The organism is Halomonas shantousis, from assembly GCF_054654615.1.
This window is the reverse complement of sequence record NZ_BAAIER010000002.1, coordinates 2,600,955-2,621,155: the sequence shown is the minus strand read 5'-3', so window position 1 is coordinate 2,621,155 and position 20,201 is coordinate 2,600,955. Positions and strand designations below refer to the sequence as shown.

17 protein-coding genes are annotated in these 20,201 nt (G+C 64.7%); 16 read left to right on the top strand and 1 reads right to left on the bottom strand.

The annotated features are described in order from the left end of the window. Positions 1–68 precede the first annotated feature (68 nt). Complete coding sequence (locus tag ACYQ12_RS12630) at positions 69–3,266, bottom strand: FAD-binding and (Fe-S)-binding domain-containing protein (protein ID WP_459872243.1); 3,198 nt, start codon at positions 3,264–3,266, stop codon at positions 69–71. A gap of 206 nt (positions 3,267–3,472) precedes the next feature. Between ACYQ12_RS12630 and serS the strand changes: the two genes are divergently transcribed. The 16 genes from serS to ACYQ12_RS12550 all read left to right on the top strand — a co-directional run bounded on the left by serS (position 3,473) and on the right by ACYQ12_RS12550 (position 20,075). Next, positions 3,473–4,750: a serine--tRNA ligase gene (gene serS / locus ACYQ12_RS12625; protein WP_459872241.1), complete on the top strand. Its 1,278-nt coding sequence runs from the start codon at positions 3,473–3,475 to the stop codon at positions 4,748–4,750. A gap of 440 nt (positions 4,751–5,190) precedes the next feature. Next, positions 5,191–6,096: a uroporphyrinogen-III C-methyltransferase gene (cobA, locus tag ACYQ12_RS12620; protein WP_459874520.1), complete on the top strand. Its 906-nt coding sequence runs from the start codon at positions 5,191–5,193 to the stop codon at positions 6,094–6,096. 135 nt (positions 6,097–6,231) lie between these two features. After that, the gene (locus tag ACYQ12_RS12615) at positions 6,232–8,034 is read left to right on the top strand and encodes an acyl-CoA dehydrogenase C-terminal domain-containing protein (RefSeq protein ID WP_459872238.1); all 1,803 of its coding nucleotides are present in this window, start codon (positions 6,232–6,234) and stop codon (positions 8,032–8,034) included. 350 nt (positions 8,035–8,384) lie between these two features. Next, on the top strand, positions 8,385–9,653 hold the full coding sequence (gene urtA, locus ACYQ12_RS12610) for an urea ABC transporter substrate-binding protein (protein ID WP_459874519.1): 1,269 nt from the start codon (positions 8,385–8,387) through the stop codon (positions 9,651–9,653). Positions 9,654–9,758: 105 nt separating this feature from the next. After that, positions 9,759–11,387, top strand: coding sequence for an urea ABC transporter permease subunit UrtB (urtB, locus tag ACYQ12_RS12605; RefSeq protein ID WP_459872235.1), 1,629 nt, complete (start codon positions 9,759–9,761; stop codon positions 11,385–11,387). Positions 11,388–11,391: 4 nt separating this feature from the next. Continuing rightward, positions 11,392–12,525, top strand: coding sequence for an urea ABC transporter permease subunit UrtC (gene urtC, locus ACYQ12_RS12600; protein ID WP_459872232.1), 1,134 nt, complete (start codon positions 11,392–11,394; stop codon positions 12,523–12,525). Continuing rightward, positions 12,522–13,361: an urea ABC transporter ATP-binding protein UrtD gene (gene urtD / locus ACYQ12_RS12595; RefSeq protein WP_459872229.1), complete on the top strand. Its 840-nt coding sequence runs from the start codon at positions 12,522–12,524 to the stop codon at positions 13,359–13,361. The genes urtC and urtD overlap by 4 nt, the downstream gene beginning before the upstream one ends. Further along, positions 13,361–14,059, top strand: coding sequence for an urea ABC transporter ATP-binding subunit UrtE (gene urtE, locus ACYQ12_RS12590; RefSeq protein ID WP_459872226.1), 699 nt, complete (start codon positions 13,361–13,363; stop codon positions 14,057–14,059). The genes urtD and urtE overlap by 1 nt, the downstream gene beginning before the upstream one ends. Beyond that, positions 14,056–14,970: an urease accessory protein UreD gene (locus tag ACYQ12_RS12585; protein WP_459872224.1), complete on the top strand. Its 915-nt coding sequence runs from the start codon at positions 14,056–14,058 to the stop codon at positions 14,968–14,970. Before urtE ends, ACYQ12_RS12585 begins: the two co-directional genes overlap by 4 nt. A 44-nt stretch (positions 14,971–15,014) precedes the next feature. After that, positions 15,015–15,317, top strand: coding sequence for an urease subunit gamma (ureA, locus tag ACYQ12_RS12580; protein ID WP_459872222.1), 303 nt, complete (start codon positions 15,015–15,017; stop codon positions 15,315–15,317). Positions 15,318–15,471: 154 nt separating this feature from the next. After that, complete coding sequence (locus ACYQ12_RS12575; RefSeq protein WP_459872220.1) at positions 15,472–15,846, top strand: urease subunit beta; 375 nt, start codon at positions 15,472–15,474, stop codon at positions 15,844–15,846. Continuing rightward, a complete protein-coding gene (gene ureC, locus ACYQ12_RS12570) occupies positions 15,843–17,546 on the top strand; it encodes an urease subunit alpha (protein ID WP_459872218.1) in 1,704 nt (567 codons plus the stop codon). Before ACYQ12_RS12575 ends, ureC begins: the two co-directional genes overlap by 4 nt. Before the next feature lie 8 nt (positions 17,547–17,554). Continuing rightward, the gene (gene ureE, locus ACYQ12_RS12565) at positions 17,555–18,094 is read left to right on the top strand and encodes an urease accessory protein UreE (RefSeq protein ID WP_459872216.1); all 540 of its coding nucleotides are present in this window, start codon (positions 17,555–17,557) and stop codon (positions 18,092–18,094) included. Then, positions 18,084–18,779 carry an urease accessory protein UreF gene (locus tag ACYQ12_RS12560; protein WP_459874518.1) on the top strand — a complete coding sequence of 232 codons (696 nt, stop codon included), beginning with the start codon at positions 18,084–18,086 and terminating at the stop codon, positions 18,777–18,779. The genes ureE and ACYQ12_RS12560 overlap by 11 nt, the downstream gene beginning before the upstream one ends. Before the next feature lie 24 nt (positions 18,780–18,803). Beyond that, positions 18,804–19,439: an urease accessory protein UreG gene (gene ureG, locus ACYQ12_RS12555; protein ID WP_459872213.1), complete on the top strand. Its 636-nt coding sequence runs from the start codon at positions 18,804–18,806 to the stop codon at positions 19,437–19,439. Between the two features lie 36 nt (positions 19,440–19,475). After that, the gene (locus tag ACYQ12_RS12550) at positions 19,476–20,075 is read left to right on the top strand and encodes a HupE/UreJ family protein (protein ID WP_459872210.1); all 600 of its coding nucleotides are present in this window, start codon (positions 19,476–19,478) and stop codon (positions 20,073–20,075) included. The last annotated feature ends 126 nt before the right edge of the window (positions 20,076–20,201 follow it).

Here is a 20,201-nt window from a genome sequence, read left to right as displayed (position 1 = left end):
CCTCTTTGAGGGTGGAAAGCGGCGGGGCGCACGATGTGCCCTCGCGATGCAATCGGACTTTATGTGGCTCAACTGGCGCGCTTGAGCGCCGCGAGAAGTCCCTGCAGCGGATGCAGCAGCGCCTCATCCGACAGGCGTTTGGTCTGGCTGCGGCAGGAGTAGCCGGTGGCGAGCAGGCGTCCGCTGTTGGCCGGATCCTCCGTCACCTCCCGCCAGGAAAGATCATAGATCCGCTCGGAGGTGTCGCGGTTGCGCGCCTCATGGCCGTAGGTGCCGGACATGCCGCAGCAACCGGTAGCGACCAGTGCCAGGTCCAGGCCGAAGGTGGCGAATACCTGCTGCCAGGCCTTGGGCGAGCCGGGAGCGGTGGTCTTTTCGGTACAGTGCGAGAGCAGGCGGAAGCCGGGATCGTCCAGCGCCACGCCAGCAGGCGCCAGTTGACGGCCCAGCGACACCAGCCACTCCTGCAGCAACAGCACCTCGGGCACCGCCTGCGGGCCCAGCGCCTTCACGTATTCCTGGCGGTAGGTCAGCGTCATGGCCGGGTCGATGCCCACCATGGGCACGCCGAATCGCGCCAATGCGCGCAGATGCTCGGCCTGCCTGGCGGCGGTGCGCTCGAAGCGGCCCAGGAAACCCTGAACCTGCAGTGGCTTGCCGTTGGCATTGAATGGCATGACGAACACGCGGATATCGAGACGCGACAGCAGTTCAACGATGTCCATCACCAGCTTCGACTCGAAGTAACTGGTGAAGGCGTCCTGGATCAGGATGACGCTGCGCGCCTTCTGGCGTTCGGTCAACAGCCCCAGCGCGGTGGGCGTGGCTTCGCTGATGCCCCAGGCCTTGAGTTGCCTGGCGAGACTGGCCCTTGAAATCGAGGGGCTATCGACCATGCCGATCCATTTGCTCATCAGACGATCGACCAGCCGGTGCTGGAGCAGGGCGTTGTAGAGCGGCGCGACCCGCGACAGCGTGGGCAGCATGAACTCCAGCCCGCCGATCAGGTAGTCACGCAGCGGACGCTGGTAGCGTCCGTGGTAGACCTCGAGGAACTGCGAGCGAAACTCCGGCACATTGACCTTGATCGGACACTGCCCGGCGCAGGACTTGCACGCCAGACAACCGGCCATGGCGTCGTAGACCTCATGGGAGAAGTCGTCCTCGCCGCGTCCCTGGCGCCAGGAGTTGCGCAGCCGCAGCGGTAGGTCGCGAATGAATCCCCAGGCGCCCTCGGCCTTCTTCTTGCGCGACTCCTCGACCACGTCGGTGCCGACGTTACCCTGCAGACGCAGCCATTCGCGCATCAGGCTGGCACGCCCCTTGGGCGAGTGGATACGCTGGCGGGTGCCTTTCCATGACGGGCACATGGCGTCGAGCGGGTCGTAGTTATAGCAGGCGCCATTGCCGTTGCAGTACACCGCGGCTGCGTGATGCCGCCACACCCGCTCGTCGATCTGACGGTCGAGCTGGCCCCGGGTCGTCACCTCGTCGATCCTGAGCAGGCCGGGGTCGGCCAGTTGTACGGCTTCGTGGCCATCGACCGCCGGCGTGGCGATCTTGCCCGGATTCAACTGATTGTACGGGTCGAAGGCGGCCTTGAGGCGCTGCAGGCTGGGATAGAGTTCGCCGAAGAACCTGGGCGTATATTCCGAGCGCACGCCCTTGCCATGCTCGCCCCACAACAGGCCGTGGTACTTGTGCGTGAGCGCGGCGACCTCGTCGGAAATCTCGCGAATGAGCGTCTCCTGCTTCGGATCCTTCATGTCGATGGCCGGGCGCACGTGCAACACACCGGCATCGACATGGCCGAACATGCCGTAATCCAGCCTACGGGCATCGAGTGCGGCGCGAAACTCGGTGATGTAATCGGCAAGATGCTCGGGCGGCACCGCCGTATCCTCGACGAAGGGAATCGGACGCTTCTCGCCCTTGGCGTTACCCAGCAGACCCACGGCGCGCTTGCGCATGGCATAGACGCGTCCGATCTGCTCGCGCCCCTGCGCCAGGGTATAGCCCAGGCGCTCGACGCTGACGTCCGCGCCGAGATGGTCGGTGAACGCCTTGACCTTGGCGGCAAGCGCCTCGGGATCGTCGGCGTTGAACTCGACCAGATTGATACCGTGGATGGCGGGGGCGGTACGCGCCTCGGCCCGGGGCGCGGCGGACGCCACTGCCACGTCGCTGTCGGGCTCCTGTACCGCCGTCGCGCGCGCTTCGCTGTCCGGAAAGAATTCGGCGACGCTGTCCCACACGAAATCCTCCATGGCCAGCGCCAGCACCTTGTCGTCCACGGTCTCGATGGAGGTGGGGCGGGGCAGCCCGGCCGACGCGGCGGCGTCTCCCAGGCCCATCAGCGACCGGGCGTCACGCAGGGCGTCCATGAAGCTGGCATAGCGCACATTGACCAGCGTCGAATGCTTAGGGATCGGCAGCACGTTGAGCGTCGCCTCGCAGAGAAACCCCAGCGAGCCCTCCGAACCGCACAGGACGCTGTTGAGATCGAAGCGCCCCTGGGCATCGCGCAGATGCGCGAGATCGTAACCGGTCAGGCAACGGTTGAGTTTGGGAAACTTGGCCTCGATCAAGTCGCGCTGGGTGTCGATGATCTCGCGAACGGTACGATGAATGTCGCCTACCGGATCATCGCGTTGACAGAGCGCCTCGAGCTCGCTTTCTTCCAGCGGACGGCTGGTCCAGCGCTCGCCACCCAGCAGTACGGTGTCGAGTTCCAGCACGTGATGGCGCGTCTTGCCGTATTCACGGCTGCCTTGGCCGCTGGCATCGGTGGAAATCATCCCGCCGAGGGTGGCGCGATTGGAGGTGGAGAGCTCGGGAGCGAAGAACAGCCCGTGGGGCTTGAGCGCGGCATTGAGCTGGTCCTTGACCACACCCGCCTGCACGCGCACGCGACGGTTCTCGACATCGATCTCGAGAATGTGGTGCATGTAGCGCGACACATCGACCATGACCCCTTCGGTCAGCGACTGGCCGTTGGTCCCGGTGCCACCGCCGCGTGGCGCCAGGGCGATCTCGCGGAACTCGTCGCGTGCCGCCAGGCGGGCGATGCGTTGCAGATCGTCAGCGTCGCGTGGATAGAGCACCGCCTGCGGCAGGCGCTGGTAGATCGAGTTGTCGGTGGCCAGCACGGTGCGGTTGGCGTAGTCCGGAGCAATGTCGCCGGTGAAGCCGTCGGCGCGCAGCGCCTCGAGAAAACGCAGGGTGCGGTCGTCGATCCGCGAAAGAGAGTCTAGGCGTGCGATCATAATCTCGGCATCAAGCGTTGCATGTGGCCGTCGACAGCGGTGTCAGGCGCCGCGCAGCCAGTCTGGAAGATTCATCGATGGCGCTAAGTGTACCCGACCCGCCACCACGCCGTCAGCGAGCGTGGCCGCGGACGGCGCTTTTCCCTACAATAATGGATTGTTTTCAATCTCCCGCATTTTTCACGCGATTCGACGGACAGGATTCCATGCTCGATCCGAAACTGCTGCGTGGCGACCTCGAGCAGGTAGCCCAACGACTGGCCACACGTGGCTTCACTCTCGACACCGGCAAGCTCGAGGCGCTGGAGTCCCAGCGTCGCGAGTTGCAGACCCAGACCGAACAGCTGCAGAACGAGCGCAACGTGCGCTCCAAGGCTATCGGCAAGGCCAAGGCGGCCGGTCAGGACATCGAACCACTGCTCGCCGAGGTCAGCGACATGGGCGATCGCCTCGACGCCGCCAAGCGCCAGCTCGCCGAGGTGCAGGAGGCGCTCGACGCCATCGCCGCCAGCCTGCCCAATCTGCCTCATGAGAGCGTGCCGCAGGGCGCCGACGAGGCCGACAACGTCGAGCTGCATCGCTGGGGTGCGCCGCGTGAGTTCGACTTCGAGGTCAAGGATCATGTCGATCTGGGCGCCAAGCTGGGATATCTCGATTTCGAGATGGCCTCCAAGCTGACCGGGTCGCGCTTCGCCGTGATGCGCGGGCCGATCGCGCGGCTGCATCGCGCACTCGCCCAGTTCATGCTCGACAAGCAGACCCTCGAGCACGGTTACGAAGAGTGCTACGTGCCGTACATGGTCAATCGCGACTCGCTGATGGGCACCGGTCAGTTGCCCAAGTTCGGCGAGGATCTGTTCCGGCTGGAAGGCGACAACGAATACTATCTGATCCCCACCGCCGAAGTGCCGCTGACCAATTTCGCCCGCGACCACATCTTCGAGGCCGCTCAACTGCCGGTGAAGCTGACCGCGCACACGCCGTGCTTTCGCAGCGAGGCAGGCGCCTATGGCAAGGACACCCGCGGCATGATTCGCCAGCACCAGTTCGACAAGGTCGAGATGGTGCAGATGGTCGATCCCGAGACCAGCTACGAAGCGCTTGAAGAGATGCGCGGCCATGCCGAGGCGATCCTCCAGGCGCTGGGCCTGCCCTATCGGGTGGTCACGCTGTGCACCGGCGACATGGGGTTCGGCGCCGCCAAGACCTACGATCTCGAAGTGTGGCTGCCCAGTCAGGCGACCTATCGCGAGATCTCCTCGGTATCCAACTGCGAGGACTTCCAGGCCCGGCGCATGCAGGCGCGTTTCCGCAGCCCTGCGCAGAAGAAGCCGCAGCTGCTGCATACCCTGAACGGCTCCGGCCTGGCCGTGGGGCGCTGCCTGCTGGCGGTGCTCGAGAACTACCAGAATGCCGACGGCTCGATCACCGTACCGGAAGCGCTGCGCCCCTACATGGGCGGGATGGAAACGCTCAATACGTGAAAGCGCCCGCCAGGGTGACGGCAGTCCATGCGGCCGCCACCCTGGTGCCTCCTGCAGTGTCCACCCCGGTTATATCCTTCCAACCAAACGTTCCCTGCGCCGAATACGCCAAGGCTTACTTTTGGCTATAAAAAACGCCATTATTGCTCGCCCCTGGATATAAGCGATGCGACATGGAACTCCTCTCCCTGCAGTGTGACCCTCATCAGCTCGATATCCGCCTGATCGGTGGCGGCCACGAGGCGTTTGGACTGGCCGCGCCACTGGCGGGCTTGGTGCCGCGCCTGCGCGTGCATGCCCGCCACTGCATGCCGGAGCTGAAAGCCTTGATCGAGGCTCAGGGGTGGCAGTCGGCAGGTGCGGAGGAGCCGGCCCCGGCGCTTGGACAATTATGGCTGGTGGCCACCGGACAGGAAGCGCTGGATACGCGCTGGGCCGAGATGGCGCGCCAGGCTGGGGTGATGGTGTACGCACCGGCATTGCCGGGCGCTTCCAGCGTACGCCTGCCTCCTCGGATCGGGAGGGCGTCGTCGCGTGCCGAGGTACGGCCCGCGGACCGCACGGGGCGTGTCTCGCTGGTCGGTGCCGGGCCGGGGGATCCCGAGCTGCTGACGCTCAAGGCGCTCCGGCGTATCCAGCAGGCCGACGTGATCATTCATGATCGCCTGGTCAGTCACGAGGTTCTGGCGCTGGCCAACCCGCAGGCCCGGAGGCTCTATGTCGGCAAGGCCCGCTCGCAGCACAGCGTGCCTCAGGACGGCATCAACCAGGCTCTGGTCGACTGGGCGCAGGCCGGGTATGACGTGGTGCGCCTGAAAGGAGGAGATCCGTTCATCTTCGGACGCGGAGGCGAGGAGCTGGAAACGCTGGCGGCGGCAGGTGTCGAATTCGATGTGGTGCCCGGCATCACGGCCGCCTCGGGATGTGCCGCCTATGCCGGTATTCCGCTCACGCACCGTGATCATGCCCAGTCGGTGCGCTTCGTCACCGGCCATCTCAAGGATGGCAGCTGCGATCTCGATTGGGCATCGCTGGCGCGTCCCGAGCAGACCCTGGTGTTCTACATGGGGCTCGGCGCGCTCGACGTGATCCGTGAACGACTCCAGGCGTATGGCCTGCCGGGCGCTACGCCGCTGGCGCTGGTCGAACAGGGCTCCACGGCACGTCAGCGTGTTCATGTCGGAACGCTCGAGGCGTTGCCGCCAGGGCTCGACCGCCTCGGCATCAAGCCGCCAACGCTGGTGATCGTCGGCCATGTCGTCACGCTCCATCATCGGCTTGCCTGGTTCGCTCCCGCCCAGGGCGGCAGTCTGGGATGGGAGGAGGGCAAGCATCCCTCTCCATGAGCCTGTCGTTCGCCGAATGCGGCACCGCGGACCTGTCTTCTGGCTCGCTCTTGTCTACGCCAAAGGTCGGCGTGACGCGACTTATCCCTTCGGCTAGGATTCAATCGTTCGTTTGAATCTCGCCGAGGAGTTGTCATGGCCAAGTATCAGGCACCGCTGCGCGACATGCGGTTCGTATTGAACGAGGTGTTCCAGGCCGGTGCACTATGGGCACAAATGCCGGCCACGGCCGAGTTGGGTCCAGAGCTGGCCGATGCCATCCTCGAGGAGGGCGCGCGAGTCACGTCGGCCGAGCTGTTTCCTCTCAACATGAGTGGCGATGCCGAGGGCTGTCGCTTCGACAATGGCCAGGTATTCACTCCCAGCGGGTTCAAGGGGGCCTTTCGCACCCTGGCCGAGGGCGGCTGGTTCGGCCTGGGCGGCAATCCCGACCATGACGGCCAGGGCATGCCCAAGATGCTGACCGTGGCCTTCGAGGAGATGCTCTACGCCACCAACACCAGCTTTGCGCTCTATCCCGCCCTCAACAATGGCGCCACGCTGCTGCTCGACAGCCACGCCCCCGAAGCGATCAAGCGGCGCTTCCTGCCCAGAATGTATTCGGGGGAGTGGATGGGCACCATGTGCCTGACCGAGCCGCATTGCGGCACCGACCTCGGGCTGATCAAGACCCGTGCCGTGCCAGCTGGCAACGATACTTATACCGTTACCGGAAGCAAGATCTGGATCACCGGCGGCGAGCACGACATGGCGGAGAACATCGTGCATCTGGTCCTGGCCAAACTGCCCGATGCTCCCGAGGGATCTCGCGGCATCTCGCTGTTCCTGGTGCCCAAGTTCAAGGTCGACAGCGAAGGTAACCTGGGCGAGCGCAATGCGGTGAGCTGCGGCTCCATCGAGCACAAGATGGGCATCAAGGGCAGCGCCACTTGCGTGATGAACTTCGACGGTGCCGAGGGCGTGTTGATCGGCGAGCCCCATCAGGGGCTGGCGACGATGTTCACCATGATGAACTACGAACGTCTGTCGATCGGCATTCAGGGGCTGGGGCTGGGCGAGGTGGCCTACCAGAGCGCCATGGACTTCGCCCGCGAGCGCCTGCAGAGTCGCGCGCCCAATGGCCCGGCGGCCCCCGAGAAGCCCGCGGATCCCATTCTGGTGCATCCGGACGTGCGACGCATGGCACTGGACGTACGCGCCTGGAACGAAGGGGGACGGATGTTCGCCGCCTTCGTCGGCATGCAGCTCGATCGGGTCAAGTATCACCCCGACGCCGATGTGCAGGCCGAGGCGGGGGACCTGGTCGCTCTTCTTACTCCGGTGGCCAAGGCGTTCCTCACCGATCGTGGCTTCGATGCCACGGTGGAAGCGCAGCAGCTTTACGGGGGCAATGGTTACTGCGTCGAGTGGGGCGCCGAGCAGTTCGTGCGCGATGCGCGCATCGCCATGATCTACGAGGGCACCAACGGTATCCAGGCCATGGATCTGGTAGGGCGCAAGCTGTTCCGCAATCAGGGCGCCTACGTCGAGCGTTTCGCCGCACTGGTGCGTGAGGATATCGGCACGCAGTCCGCAGATACGCTGAAGCCTTTCCATCAGGCGTGCGAACGTGAGCTGGCACGTCTCGAAAGCGTGACCGGCCGGCTGCTCGACCAGGCCAGAGGGCGTCCGGAGGAACTCGGCGCGGCGGCAGCGGATTATCTTCATCTGTTCGGCTGCGTCGCCTACGCCTGGATGTGGTGGAAGGCGGCCCGCGCCGCGCAGACGGGGCTGGCCGAGAATGGCGAATCGGGACGGCCGTTCTACCAGGCCAAGCTGACCGTGGGACGCCACTTCCTGACGCGTCTTCTGCCTCGAACCGAAGCCCTCGAACGTCAGATCATGGCCGGTGCCGAAGAGCTGATGAGCCTGCCGGAGGAGGCCTTCTATCCCGAGTGATGCCCGCTTCGAGCTTGAACGACAACACCGGCCCAGGGCCGGTGTTGTCGTTTATGCGTGGTGCTGGTGCATGTCGATACGCGGCATCTGATGTGGTGCACGAAAGAGGTGCGCTGCGCTCTGTTGGTGCATCGGGCGACGACAGAGATTCGTCAGGCGGTTATCAACTTATTGTAGATAAAGGATTTAATAGGGAAACGCACTAAATTGGCACACGCCTTGCGAAGCAGTGAACGAGGTTATCTCGGATGGCGTCATCGCTGGATACCCCGCCATAACAATCATTACGCAAGGAGATTGCTGTGAAAAAGGTGAACGTTTCCCCTCGCTGGCTGGCTGCTGCCTCGCTAATGAGCCTGAGCGTGGCGCTGCCCGGCCAGGCCTTCGCTCAGGAAGACACCATCAAGGTCGGTATCCTGCACTCTCTTTCCGGCACCATGGCCATCAGCGAGTCGACGCTGAAGGATGAAATGCTGATGCTCATCGAGCAGCAGAACGAGAACGGCGGGCTGCTGGGCAAGCAGCTCGAGCCGGTGGTGGTCGATCCGGCCTCCGACTGGCCGCTGTTCGCCGAGAAGGCGCGCCAGCTGCTCGCGCAAGACAAGGTCGATGTCATCTTCGGCAACTGGACCTCGGTATCGCGCAAGTCGGTGCTGCCGGTCGTCGAGGAGCTCAACGGCCTGCTGTTCTATCCCGTCCAGTACGAGGGCGAGGAGTCCTCGGAGAACGTTTTCTATACCGGCGCCGCGCCCAACCAGCAGGCCATCCCTGCCGTCGACTATCTGATGAACAATGTCGGCGTCAAACGTTGGGTGCTGGCCGGCACCGATTACGTCTATCCGCGCACCACCAACAAGATCCTGGAGGCTTACCTCAAGGATCATGGCGTGGCCGACGAGGACATCATGGTCAACTACACGCCGTTCGGCCACTCCGACTGGCAGAACATCGTCTCCGAAATCAAGCGCTTCGGTAGCGCCGGCAAGAAGACCGCGGTGGTCTCGACCATCAATGGCGATGCCAACGTGCCGTTCTATCGCGAATTGGGCAACCAGGGCGTCGACGCGGCCGACATTCCCGTCATCGCCTTCTCGGTGGGGGAGCAGGAACTCTCCGGCATCGATACCGCCCCGCTGGTCGGACATCTGGCCGCCTGGAACTACTTCATGAGCGTCGACACCGATGCCAACTACGACTTCATCGATAGCTGGATCGACTACACCGGCAACGACAACGCCGTGACCAACGACCCGATGGAGGCGCACTACATCGGCTTCAACATGTGGCTGGAAGCCGTGCGCAAGGCCGGTACCACCGATGTCGATGCAGTCAAGGACGCCATCATCGGCGTGAGCGTGCCCAACCTCACCGGCGGCTACGCGGCGATGATGCCCAACCACCACATTACCAAGCCCGTGCTGATCGGCGAGATTCAGGACAACGGCCAGTTCTCCGTGGTCTGGCAGACGCCCTCCACCGTGGCCGGCGATGCCTGGTCCGACTACCTGCCGGGCTCGCGCGATCTTATCAGCGACTGGCGCAAGCCGATGGAGTGTGGCAACTACAACGTTGTCAAGGGCAGCTGCGGCGGCGCGCAGACGGAAGCCACCAGTCCGTAGACGCGTGACGACAATGCCCGTCCCGTAAGACCTGCCGGCCGCTGCGCTCGTGCACGGCGGTCGGCCTTCTTCACTGACATGACACGCCACTCAAAGGACACCCGCATGAAGCTTCTGCGGATCATTACCGCGCTAGTGCTGTTCGGGTACGGCTTGCTGATGCTGGGCGCACCCGCCCTGGCTCAGCAGAACGACGCGGCTGCCGGGCTGACACGTCAACAGGAGACGCCGCCAGAGCTCGAGGCGCTGGCGGCCGACTCCTATGCCGACAAGGCGCAGGCGATACAGGATCTGATCATCAGCGGCCACCCGCGTATGCGCATCTGGCTGACGACCCTGCTCGACGGCAAGCTGCAGCGCCTGAAGGACAGCGGCCGTTTCGTCATCGTCACCGACAATCGCGGACGCGACTGGACGGTGATCGATGCTGTCACCGAGGCCGAGCTGGGAGAGATGTCACGCCGCAACATCGATCGTGTCTCGATCAACAACGCCTTGCGTAATCAGTTGCGTAGCGCTCTGGCGGTACTCGACCTCGATGCGCCGACGGTGGAGGAGCGTCGGGAGAGCGCGGATCGTCTGCTGGGCAAGGTCGACGAGCCCATGGCCGCGCCGCTGATGGCACGCCTGGAGGTCGAGGATGACCCCGCCGTACGTCAGAAGCTCGAACAGGCCCTGGCCCTGTATCGCCTGGAGCAGGGCGATACCGCGGTTGTCGAAACCCTGTCGGGCAGTCTCGATCCCACGGTGCGCGCCGCCCTCAATCGAGTGGCCGGCGGTGACGGCGAGGCCGCCGAGGCGGCACGGCAGGCGCTGGCGAGCATCGAACAGAAGCTCAAGCTCAATCGCGCTGCCGAAACGCTCTACTTCGGCCTCAGTCTGGGCTCGGTGCTGGTGCTGGCGGCGATCGGCCTGGCGATCACCTTCGGCGTCATGGGCGTGATCAACATGGCACATGGCGAACTGATCATGCTCGGCGCCTATACCACTTGGCTGCTGCAACAGCTACTGCCGGGCCAGCCCGGACTGGCGCTGATCCTGTCGATTCCCGCCGGTTTCCTGGTGGCGGCGCTCGCCGGGGTGATCATCGAGCGCAGCGTGATCCGCTTTCTCAAGGGGCGGCCGCTGGAAACGCTGCTGGCGACCTTCGGTGTCAGCCTGATCCTGCAGCAACTGGTGCGCACGCTGATCTCGCCGCTGAACCGGACCGTGATCACGCCGGAATGGATGAGCGGTTCGCTGGTGATCAACGAGGCGCTGTCACTGACCCTCAATCGCCTCTACGTGCTGGGCTTCGCCCTGGTGGTCTTCGCGGCGCTGATGCTGGTGATGCGTAAGACCCGTCTGGGCCTGGAAGTGCGCGCGGTAACCCAGAACCGGGCGATGGCGCGAGCCATGGGTATCCGCGCCACGCGGGTCGACATCATGACCTTCGCGCTGGGGTCCGGCGTCGCCGGGCTGGCCGGGGTGGCGCTGTCGCAGCTCACCAACGTGGGCCCCAACCTGGGGCAGAGCTACATCATCGACTCCTTCATGGTGGTGGTGTTCGGCGGGGTCGGCAACCTGTGGGGCACGCTGGTGGCGGGCATGTCGCTGGGCGTGATCAACCAGGTGATAGAGCCCTGGGCGGGAGCCGTGCTGGCCAAGGTCATCGTGCTGGTGTTCATCATCCTGTTCATTCAGAAACGCCCCCGCGGACTCTTTCCGCAGAAGGGCCGGGCAGCGGAGGGCTGAGCCGATGTGGTTGACCAAACCTTTCAACGAGCGCTCGACCCTGGTTTTTCTGGGCGTACTGATCCTGGCACTGGCTGCGGTGGTGCTGTCGCACGCCCTGCTGCCGCCGGAACATCCGCTGCATGTCTCCACCTACACGGTGACGCTGCTCGGCAAGTATCTGTGCTATGCCCTGCTGGCGGTGGCCGTGGATCTGGTATGGGGCTATCTGGGCATTCTCAGCCTGGGACATGGCGCCTTCTTTGCGCTGGGCGGCTATGCCATGGGCATGTACCTGATGCGCCAGATCGGCGACCGCGGCACTTACGGCCACCCGGAACTGCCCGATTTCATGGTCTTTCTCGACTGGGAGTCGCTGCCCTGGTACTGGCACGGCTTCGACATGGCGTGGTTCGCCTTCCTGATGGTACTGCTGGCACCGGGCCTGCTGGCGCTGGTATTCGGCTTCCTGGCGTTTCGCTCGCGGGTCACCGGCGTGTATCTGTCGATCATCACCCAGGCGCTGACCTTCGCCCTGATGCTGGCATTCTTCCGCAACGAGATGGGCTTCGGCGGCAACAACGGCCTGACCGATTTCCGCGAGCTGCTCGGCTTCGACCTGCGCAGCGACGCGACGCGGCTGGGACTGTTCATTGCCTCGGGCGTGGCCCTGGCGCTGGGCTACGTGTTGTGCCGGGCCATCGTCGCCAGCAAGCTGGGCCGCGTCTGCGTCGCATCCCGGGATGCCGAGGCGCGTACCCGTTTCCTGGGCTATCGGGTCGAGCGCGTTCAACTGTTCGTCTTCGTGATCTCGGCGATGCTTGCCGGTGTCGCCGGTGCGCTCTACGTGCCGCAGGTCGGCATCATCAATCCCAGCGAGTTCTCGCCGCTGTTCTCTATCGAGATCGTCGTCTGGGTGGCGCTGGGCGGGCGGGCCACGCTCTACGGGGCGGTGCTCGGGGCGATGCTGGTCAACTACGCCAAGACGGTGTTCACCGGCGTGATGCCCGATGCCTGGCTGTTCGCCCTCGGTGGGCTGTTCGTGGTCGCCACGGTACTGCTGCCGCAAGGCATCGCCGGGCTGCTCAAGGGGCGTAGGCGTCGGCCTGGCGAGACGCTCCCCGTATCGGACAACAAGCCACGGGAGGCCACCGCATGAGCCTGTTGCAATCCCTGGCCCAGCGCGATCGGGTTTTCGATTTCCTGGTGCCCAACGAATCACCGGTGGATGTCCGACATGGGCCGATCCTCTATCTCGAGGACGTCAATGTCAGTTTCGACGGCTTCAAGGCGATCAATGACCTCAACCTGACCATCGACGATGGCGAACTGCGTTGCATCATCGGTCCCAACGGAGCCGGCAAGACCACCATGATGGATATCATCACCGGCAAGACCCGACCCGACAGCGGTCAGGTGTGGTTCGGCAGTCGCCATAATCTGCTGACCATGAACGAACCCGAGATCGCCACGCTGGGGATCGGGCGCAAGTTTCAGAAACCTACGGTGTTCGAGGCGCTTTCGGTCTTCGAGAACCTCGAGCTGGCGATGAGCGCCGACAAGCGGATCCTGCCGACCCTGGTGGCGCGGTTGTCCGGCGACGCTCGGGAGCGTATCGAGGAGGTCGTATCGCTGATTGGCCTCGAGCAGGCCCGCCATCGCCCGGCAGGCATCCTGTCGCATGGTCAGAAACAGTGGCTGGAGATCGGCATGCTGCTGATGCAGCGCCCGCGTCTGCTGCTGGTTGACGAGCCGGTAGCCGGCATGACCGAGCAGGAGATGGAGCGCACCGGCGAACTGCTGGTGAGCCTCGCCGGCAGGCAGTCGGTGGTGGTGGTCGAGCATGACATGGGCTTCGTGCGCTCGATCGCCCGCAAGGTGACGGTGCTGCATCAGGGCAGCGTGCTCGCCGAAGGCAGCATGGATCAGGTCTCTTCCGACCCCCGCGTCGTCGAAGTCTATCTGGGCTCGGACAGCGATGGAGGGCAAGCCTGATGCTGAAGATCGATAAACTCAACCAGTTCTATGGCGAGAGTCATACGCTGTGGGATCTGTCCCTCGATGTGCCGCAAGGCGAATGCACCTGCGTGATGGGCCGCAACGGTGTCGGCAAGACCACGCTGCTCAAGTGCATCATGGGGGAAGTGCCGGTCAAGAGCGGCGCGATTCGCTATGCCGACGAGGTGGAGCTGACCAGCAGGCGCGTCGAGGAGCGCTCGCGCCTGGGGATCGGCTACGTTCCCCAGGGGCGCCAGATCTTTCCCATGCTCACCGTGGAGGAGAACCTGCGCACCGGGCTGGCGGCGCGTCGCGACAGCCAGCGCACGATTCCCGAGCGCATTTACGAGCTTTTCCCGGTATTGGCCCAGATGCGCCATCGCCGCGGCGGCGACCTCTCCGGAGGGCAGCAACAGCAGCTCGCCATCGGCCGCGCCCTGGTGCTCGAGCCGCGCCTGCTGATTCTCGACGAACCGGGAGAGGGGATTCAGCCCAACATTGTCAGCGAAATTGGCGAGGTGATCCGCAAGCTCAATCGGGAGGATGGCATGACCGTGCTGCTGGCCGAGCAGAAGCTGCCGTTCGTGCGCAAGTTTGCCGATCGCTTCGTGATCCTCGATCGCGGGCGGCCGGTCGCTCGTGGCATGATTGCGGAGCTTTCCGATTCGCTAATCAAGCAGCACCTGACGGTATGAGTTGCAACGAAAAAACATGGGCGAGGCATGCGGCAAATGTCGATCACGGCCACCGCTTCGATGCCTCGCGGCGCTGGGCGGCAACGCTCGAACTGGGATTTCGCAAAGACATGCGCCGAGACGCGCGCGGCGACGTCGAGCGCACCTTGCTGACACGCGCACGCCACCAGGGGCCGCTACGAGTGCAGCGGCCCTTCTATCCCGAAGGCGCTCCCTGTCACGTGTATCTGCTGCACCCGCCCGGCGGGCTGGTCAGCGGCGATGCCCTGCACATCAGTGCGCGTGTCGGGCAGGGCGCCCATGCGCTGCTGACCACGCCGGCCGCGGCCAAGCTTTACCGGGCCGACAGTCACGGCGTCGCCTGGGCGCAGCACACCCGTTTGCATGTCGAGACGGGAGGACGGCTGGAGTGGCTGCCCCAGGAGACGCTGTGCTTCGATGGCTCGCGCGGCGAACAGCGCACCGACATCATTCTGGAGGGCGACGCATGCTGCCTGGGCTGGGAGATCATGGCGCTGGGGCGGCCCGCCAGCCGTCTGCCCTTCGTCAGCGGCCGTGTGGCGCAACACTTTCGCCTGACGCGTGACAACCGGCCGCTATGGCTGGAACGCCAGCCGCTCGACCCGCAGCATCCGCGTTTTCTCGGACATTGGGGGCAGGGCGGTGCCACGGTACAAGCCACGTTGTGGGCGGCGGGGCTCGAGTCGCCTCAAGCGGCAGTGGAGTTCCTGCGCGAACGGCTCTCCGCCTCGACCCGTTGGGCCGTCACCCAGCGTCACGATGTACTGTTGCTGCGCTACCTGGGGCATGAACGCAACGAGGCATGGGATCTGTGCCAGCGTGCCTGGGAGGTGCTCCGACCCTTGATGCTGGGACGTGAGGCATGTGTGCCGCGCATCTGGTTGACCTGAGCCGACGAGCGCCCGTTTCCAAACACGAATGAAAGGACACCTGTATGGAATTGACTCCCAGAGACAAGGACAAGCTGCTGCTGTTCACCGCGGCTCTGCTTGCCGAACGCCGCAAGGCGCGTGGCCTCAAGCTCAACTATCCCGAGGCCGTGGCGCTGATCAGCGCCGAGATCATGGAAGGCGCCCGCGACGGCAGGAGCGTCGCCGAGTTGATGGGCTACGGGCGCGAGATCCTGACCCGCGACGACGTGATGGAGGGCGTGGCGGAAATGGTCGACGAGGTTCAGGTCGAGGCGACGTTTCCCGATGGCACGAAACTGGTCACGGTTCATAGCCCAATCGTCTAAAACAGGCTGCACTCGGCCATGCTGTGTTGGCTTCGCGACAAAAAAGTGCTCATTTACAAAGTAAACTCCGCCTTTTTTCGCTCGCCGCCTTGCCTGGCCTTCGTCCGCTCGGTTTTAGCTGCTGAAACAGCCATAACGTAGAGGGAAGATTCCAATGATTCCCGGTGAATACCAATTGAAGGACGGCGAGATCGAGCTCTGTGCGGGGCGCGAGCGCATCACCGTCGAGGTCGCCAACACCGGCGACCGGCCGATTCAGATCGGCTCGCACTATCACTTTGCCGAGGCCAACCCGGCGCTGATCTTCGACCGCGACAAGGCGCGCGGCTATCGCCTCGACGTGGCGGCGGGCACGGCGATTCGCTTCGAGCCCGGCCAGAGCCGCGAGGTGACCCTGATACCTTTCGTCGGCAAGCGGCATATCTACGGCTTCCGTGGCGACGTGATGGGAGCGCTACTCCCTACCGCGCCCGCTGCCGCGCGAACCCCGCCTACTGCCGGTCCCGACGGCAAAGGAGATCAATCATGAAGATCAGTCGCCAGGCCTATGCCGATATGTACGGCCTGACAGTGGGCGACAGAGTGCGCCTGGGCGACACCGAGCTGTGGATTGAGGTCGAGAAGGATCACACCCATTACGGCGACGAGGTGAAGTTCGGCGGCGGCAAGGTCATCCGCGACGGCATGGGCCAGAGCCAGCGTCACGACGACACGGTGATGGATACCGTGATCACCAACGCGCTGATCCTCGACTGGTGGGGCATCGTCAAGGCCGACGTGGGGCTCCAGGCCGGGCGGATCAAAGCCATCGGCAAGGCCGGCAATCCCGATACCCAGCCGGACGTCGATATCGTCATCGGCCCCGGTACCGAGATCATTGCCGGCGAGGGCAAGATTCTCACCGCCGGCGGCATCGACGCCCACATCCATTTCATCTGCCCGCAGCAGGTGGAAGAGGCGCTGATGAGTGGCGTGACCACCATGCTCGGTGGCGGCACCGGCCCGGCCACCGGCTCCAACGCCACCACCTGCACGCCGGGCGCATGGCATATCGGCAAGATGCTTCAGGCGGTCGACGAGTTGCCGATGAACATCGGCCTGCTCGGCAAGGGCAATGCCAGCCTGCCCGAGGCGCTGGAAGCGCAGCTCGAGGCCGGCGCCATGGGGCTCAAGTTGCATGAGGATTGGGGCACCACGCCGGCGTCCATCGACAACTGCCTGAGCGTGGCCGAGCGGTACGATGTGCAGATCGCCATCCACACCGACACGCTCAACGAGTCGGGCTTCGTCGAGGACACCCTGGCGGCGTTCAAGGAGCGCGGCATCCATACCTACCACACCGAGGGGGCGGGTGGCGGGCACGCACCGGACATCATCACTGCCTGTTCCAAGGACTACGTGCTGCCGTCATCGACCAACCCCACGCGGCCCTACACGGTGAACACCATCGACGAGCACCTCGACATGCTGATGGTGTGCCACCACCTCGATCCCAACATTCCCGAGGACGTGGCCTTCGCCGACTCGCGCATCCGCCGCGAGACCATCGCCGCCGAGGACATCCTTCATGACCTGGGCGTGATCTCGATGATCGCCTCCGACTCCCAGGCCATGGGGCGGGTCGGCGAGGTGATCTGCCGGACCTGGCAGACTGCCCACAAAATGAAGGTGCAGCGTGGCCTGTTGCCGGAAGACGCCGAGCGCGGCGCCGACAATTTCCGCGCCCGGCGCTACATCGCCAAGTACACCATCAACCCGGCGATCACCCATGGGCTCAGTCACGAGGTCGGTTCGGTGGAGGTCGGCAAGCTTGCCGATCTGACGCTATGGAGCCCGGCCTTCTTCGGCGTCAAGCCGGCGCTGATTCTCAAGGGCGGCATGATCGCCGCCGCGCCGATGGGCGATCCCAACGCCTCGATTCCCACGCCGCAGCCGGTGCATTACCGGCCGATGTTCGGCGCCTTCGGCAAGGCGGCCAGTGCGACTCGATTGTCCTTCGTCAGCCAGGCGGCCATCGATGCCGGCATTGGGGAACGGTTGGGGCTGGTCAGCCCGCTCTCGGCGTGCAGGAACGTGCGCGGCGTGCGCAAGGGCGACATGAAGCTCAACGACGCCTGTCCGCAGCTCGAGGTCGATCCGCAGACCTATGAAGTGCGCTGCGACGGCGAGTTGTTGACCTGCGAGCCGGCGACGGAACTGCCGTTGGCCCAGCGGTATCATCTTTTCTGAGGTAGGACATGTTGAAACTGATTGAACGCCTGGGGCCGATCGCGGCGGAACAGGCCGGCGATACCCTGACGCTGCCGTTCGAGCTGCGCTGCCGCGGCCGCCTCAAGGCGGTGAGCGATGCGGGGCATGATCTGGGATTGTTTCTCGATCGGGGGCCGGTTCTGCGCGATGGCGAAGGGTTGCGCGCCGAGGGTGGCGAGATCGTACGCATCCGGGCAGCCGACGAGCCGGTGGTGACGGCACGGATCGAAGGTGCGCTGGCCCTGGCGCGGCTGTGCTATCACCTCGGCAACCGGCACGTCTCGCTGGCCATTGGTGGCGATGAACACGCTTCTTCAGGTCAGGGCTGGGTGCGCTTTCCGCCGGACCATGTCCTCGAGGAACTGGCCGAACGCCTGGGAGCGACACTCGAGCATCACCAGGCGCCGTTCGATCCCGAGCCGGGCGCCTACTCGCAGGGTGAAGGCCACAGCCACGGACATGCCCATGGACACGGTCATTCATACGGCCATCGCCACCATGATCACGAGCCTGGCCATGCCCACTGAGCCCCGTCAGACCGGCAGCGACGATCTGGCCCTGCTGGGGCTGCTGCAACTGGTCAGCCCGGCGCTGCCGATCGGTGCCTTCGCCTGGTCGCAGGGATTGGAAAGCGCCTTCGAGCTGGGCTGGGTGCATGATGAGGCGACGCTGGGGGAATGGTTGGACGGGGTCCTCGAGGACGGGCTGAGCCGTTGCGAACTGCCGGTGCTGGCTCGCCAGCAGCGGGCCTGGGCGGAACAGGATGGCAGCCGGCTGGATGAGTGGAATGCCTGGCTGCTCGCCAACCGCGAGACGGCCGAGCTTGCCGCCGAGGATACGCGTCTGGGCGCGGCGCTGGTACGACTGCTGGATAGCCTCGACCGGCTGCCGGCGCAGCCGGTCATGCCGGTGTCACCGGCCTATATCAGCGTATTCGCCTTGGCGGCGCATCAGCGCGGTATCCCGGCCCGTGACAGCCTGCTCGGCTTCGCCTGGGCGTGGCTGGAAAACCAGCTGGCGGTGGCCTGCAAGGCGCTGCCGCTGGGGCAGACCGCCGCCCAGCGGCTGATCGAGCGCCTGCGTCCGGCCCTGGTGAATGCCGTGGATGTGGCGCTTGCGCTTGAAGATGACGATCTTGGCCCGGCGCTGCCGGGGCTGGCGCTGGCCAGTGCCTTGCACGAGACCCAGTATTCCCGCCTGTTCAGAAGCTAAACGAGAGATAGGGAGCTAGAAACCATGAAACATTGCCTGCGTGTCGGCGTCGGCGGCCCGGTTGGGTCCGGCAAGACCGCGCTGCTCAAGCAACTGTGCCTGGCGCTGCGCGATCACTACGATATCGCCGTGGTCACCAATGACATCTATACCCGCGAGGATGCCGACTTCCTGCTCAAGCACGATGCGTTGGCCTCCGATCGTATCCTGGGCGTCGAGACGGGCGGCTGTCCGCACACGGCGATTCGTGAAGATGCCTCGATGAATCTCGCCGCCATCGACGATCTGCACAGCCGCCATCCCGATCTGGAACTGGTGCTGGTGGAGTCCGGCGGCGACAACCTGTCGGCGACGTTCAGCCCCGAGCTGTCGGATCTGACGCTGTACGTGATCGATGTTTCCGCAGGGGACAAGATTCCGCGCAAGGGCGGGCCGGGCATCACCAAATCCGATCTGCTGATCATCAACAAGATCGATATCGCCGAGTACGTGCATGCCTCGCTGGATGTCATGGAGCGTGACGCCAGGATGATGCGGGGGGAGCGCCCCTTTGTGTTCACCAACCTGTACGACGGTGTCGGGCTGGAGACGATCATCCGCTTCATCCTCGATCGCGGGATGCTGCCCGAGCGGCGCCCCGAGGCGCTAGCCGCGTCCTGAAACGATCTCTTATTCCACTGCCCTGAGGAGAATCCCATGTCAGGCAACGCAACACGTTACGCTCTCGCCCTGGCGCCTGTCCTGTCACTGACGGCCGCGACCGCCTTTGGCCATCCGGGCCACGACGGCGCCGGTCACGGTGGCTTTGCCGCTGGCCTGATGCACCCGTTGTTAGGTGCCGATCACTTGCTCGCCATGCTGGCCATCGGCCTGTGGAGCGTCCGGCAGGCCGGCGTATCGCGGCGTTTCATGCCGCTGCTGGTCCTGGGCGGAATGTGGTTGGGCGCCGCGCTGGCCTGGGGCGGTCTGGGTCTGGCTCTGCCGGGCGTCGAGACAGGTATCGCCATGTCCGTGCTGCTGGCGGGGGTGCTCATTGCCACACTGGCCCGGCTGCCAGGCGCCCTGGGGAGTACGCTGGTCGTGGGCTTCATGCTGTTCCACGGCTACGCGCATGGCAGTGAACTGCCCCATAACGCCTCGCTCGTGACCTACCTGCTGGGCTTCTCGCTGTCGACGCTGGCCATCACCTGGGGCGGCAAGACGCTGGGGGGCTGGCTGATGACTCGTCGGACACGTTGGTGTCGTCTGCTGGGGGCAGCCATCGCCGTGGTCGGAGGTGTCTTCGCGCTGAGCTGAGCGAAAGGTCGTGTCCCGAGGCGTGCCTCGGGACACGCATGAGACGCGATCAGTAAAAAGTGGGGGCTTTTGCGCTTCGATGCGGTTGCAGGGGCAGGCATCCGTGACTAAGGTTGGGGGTGTGCG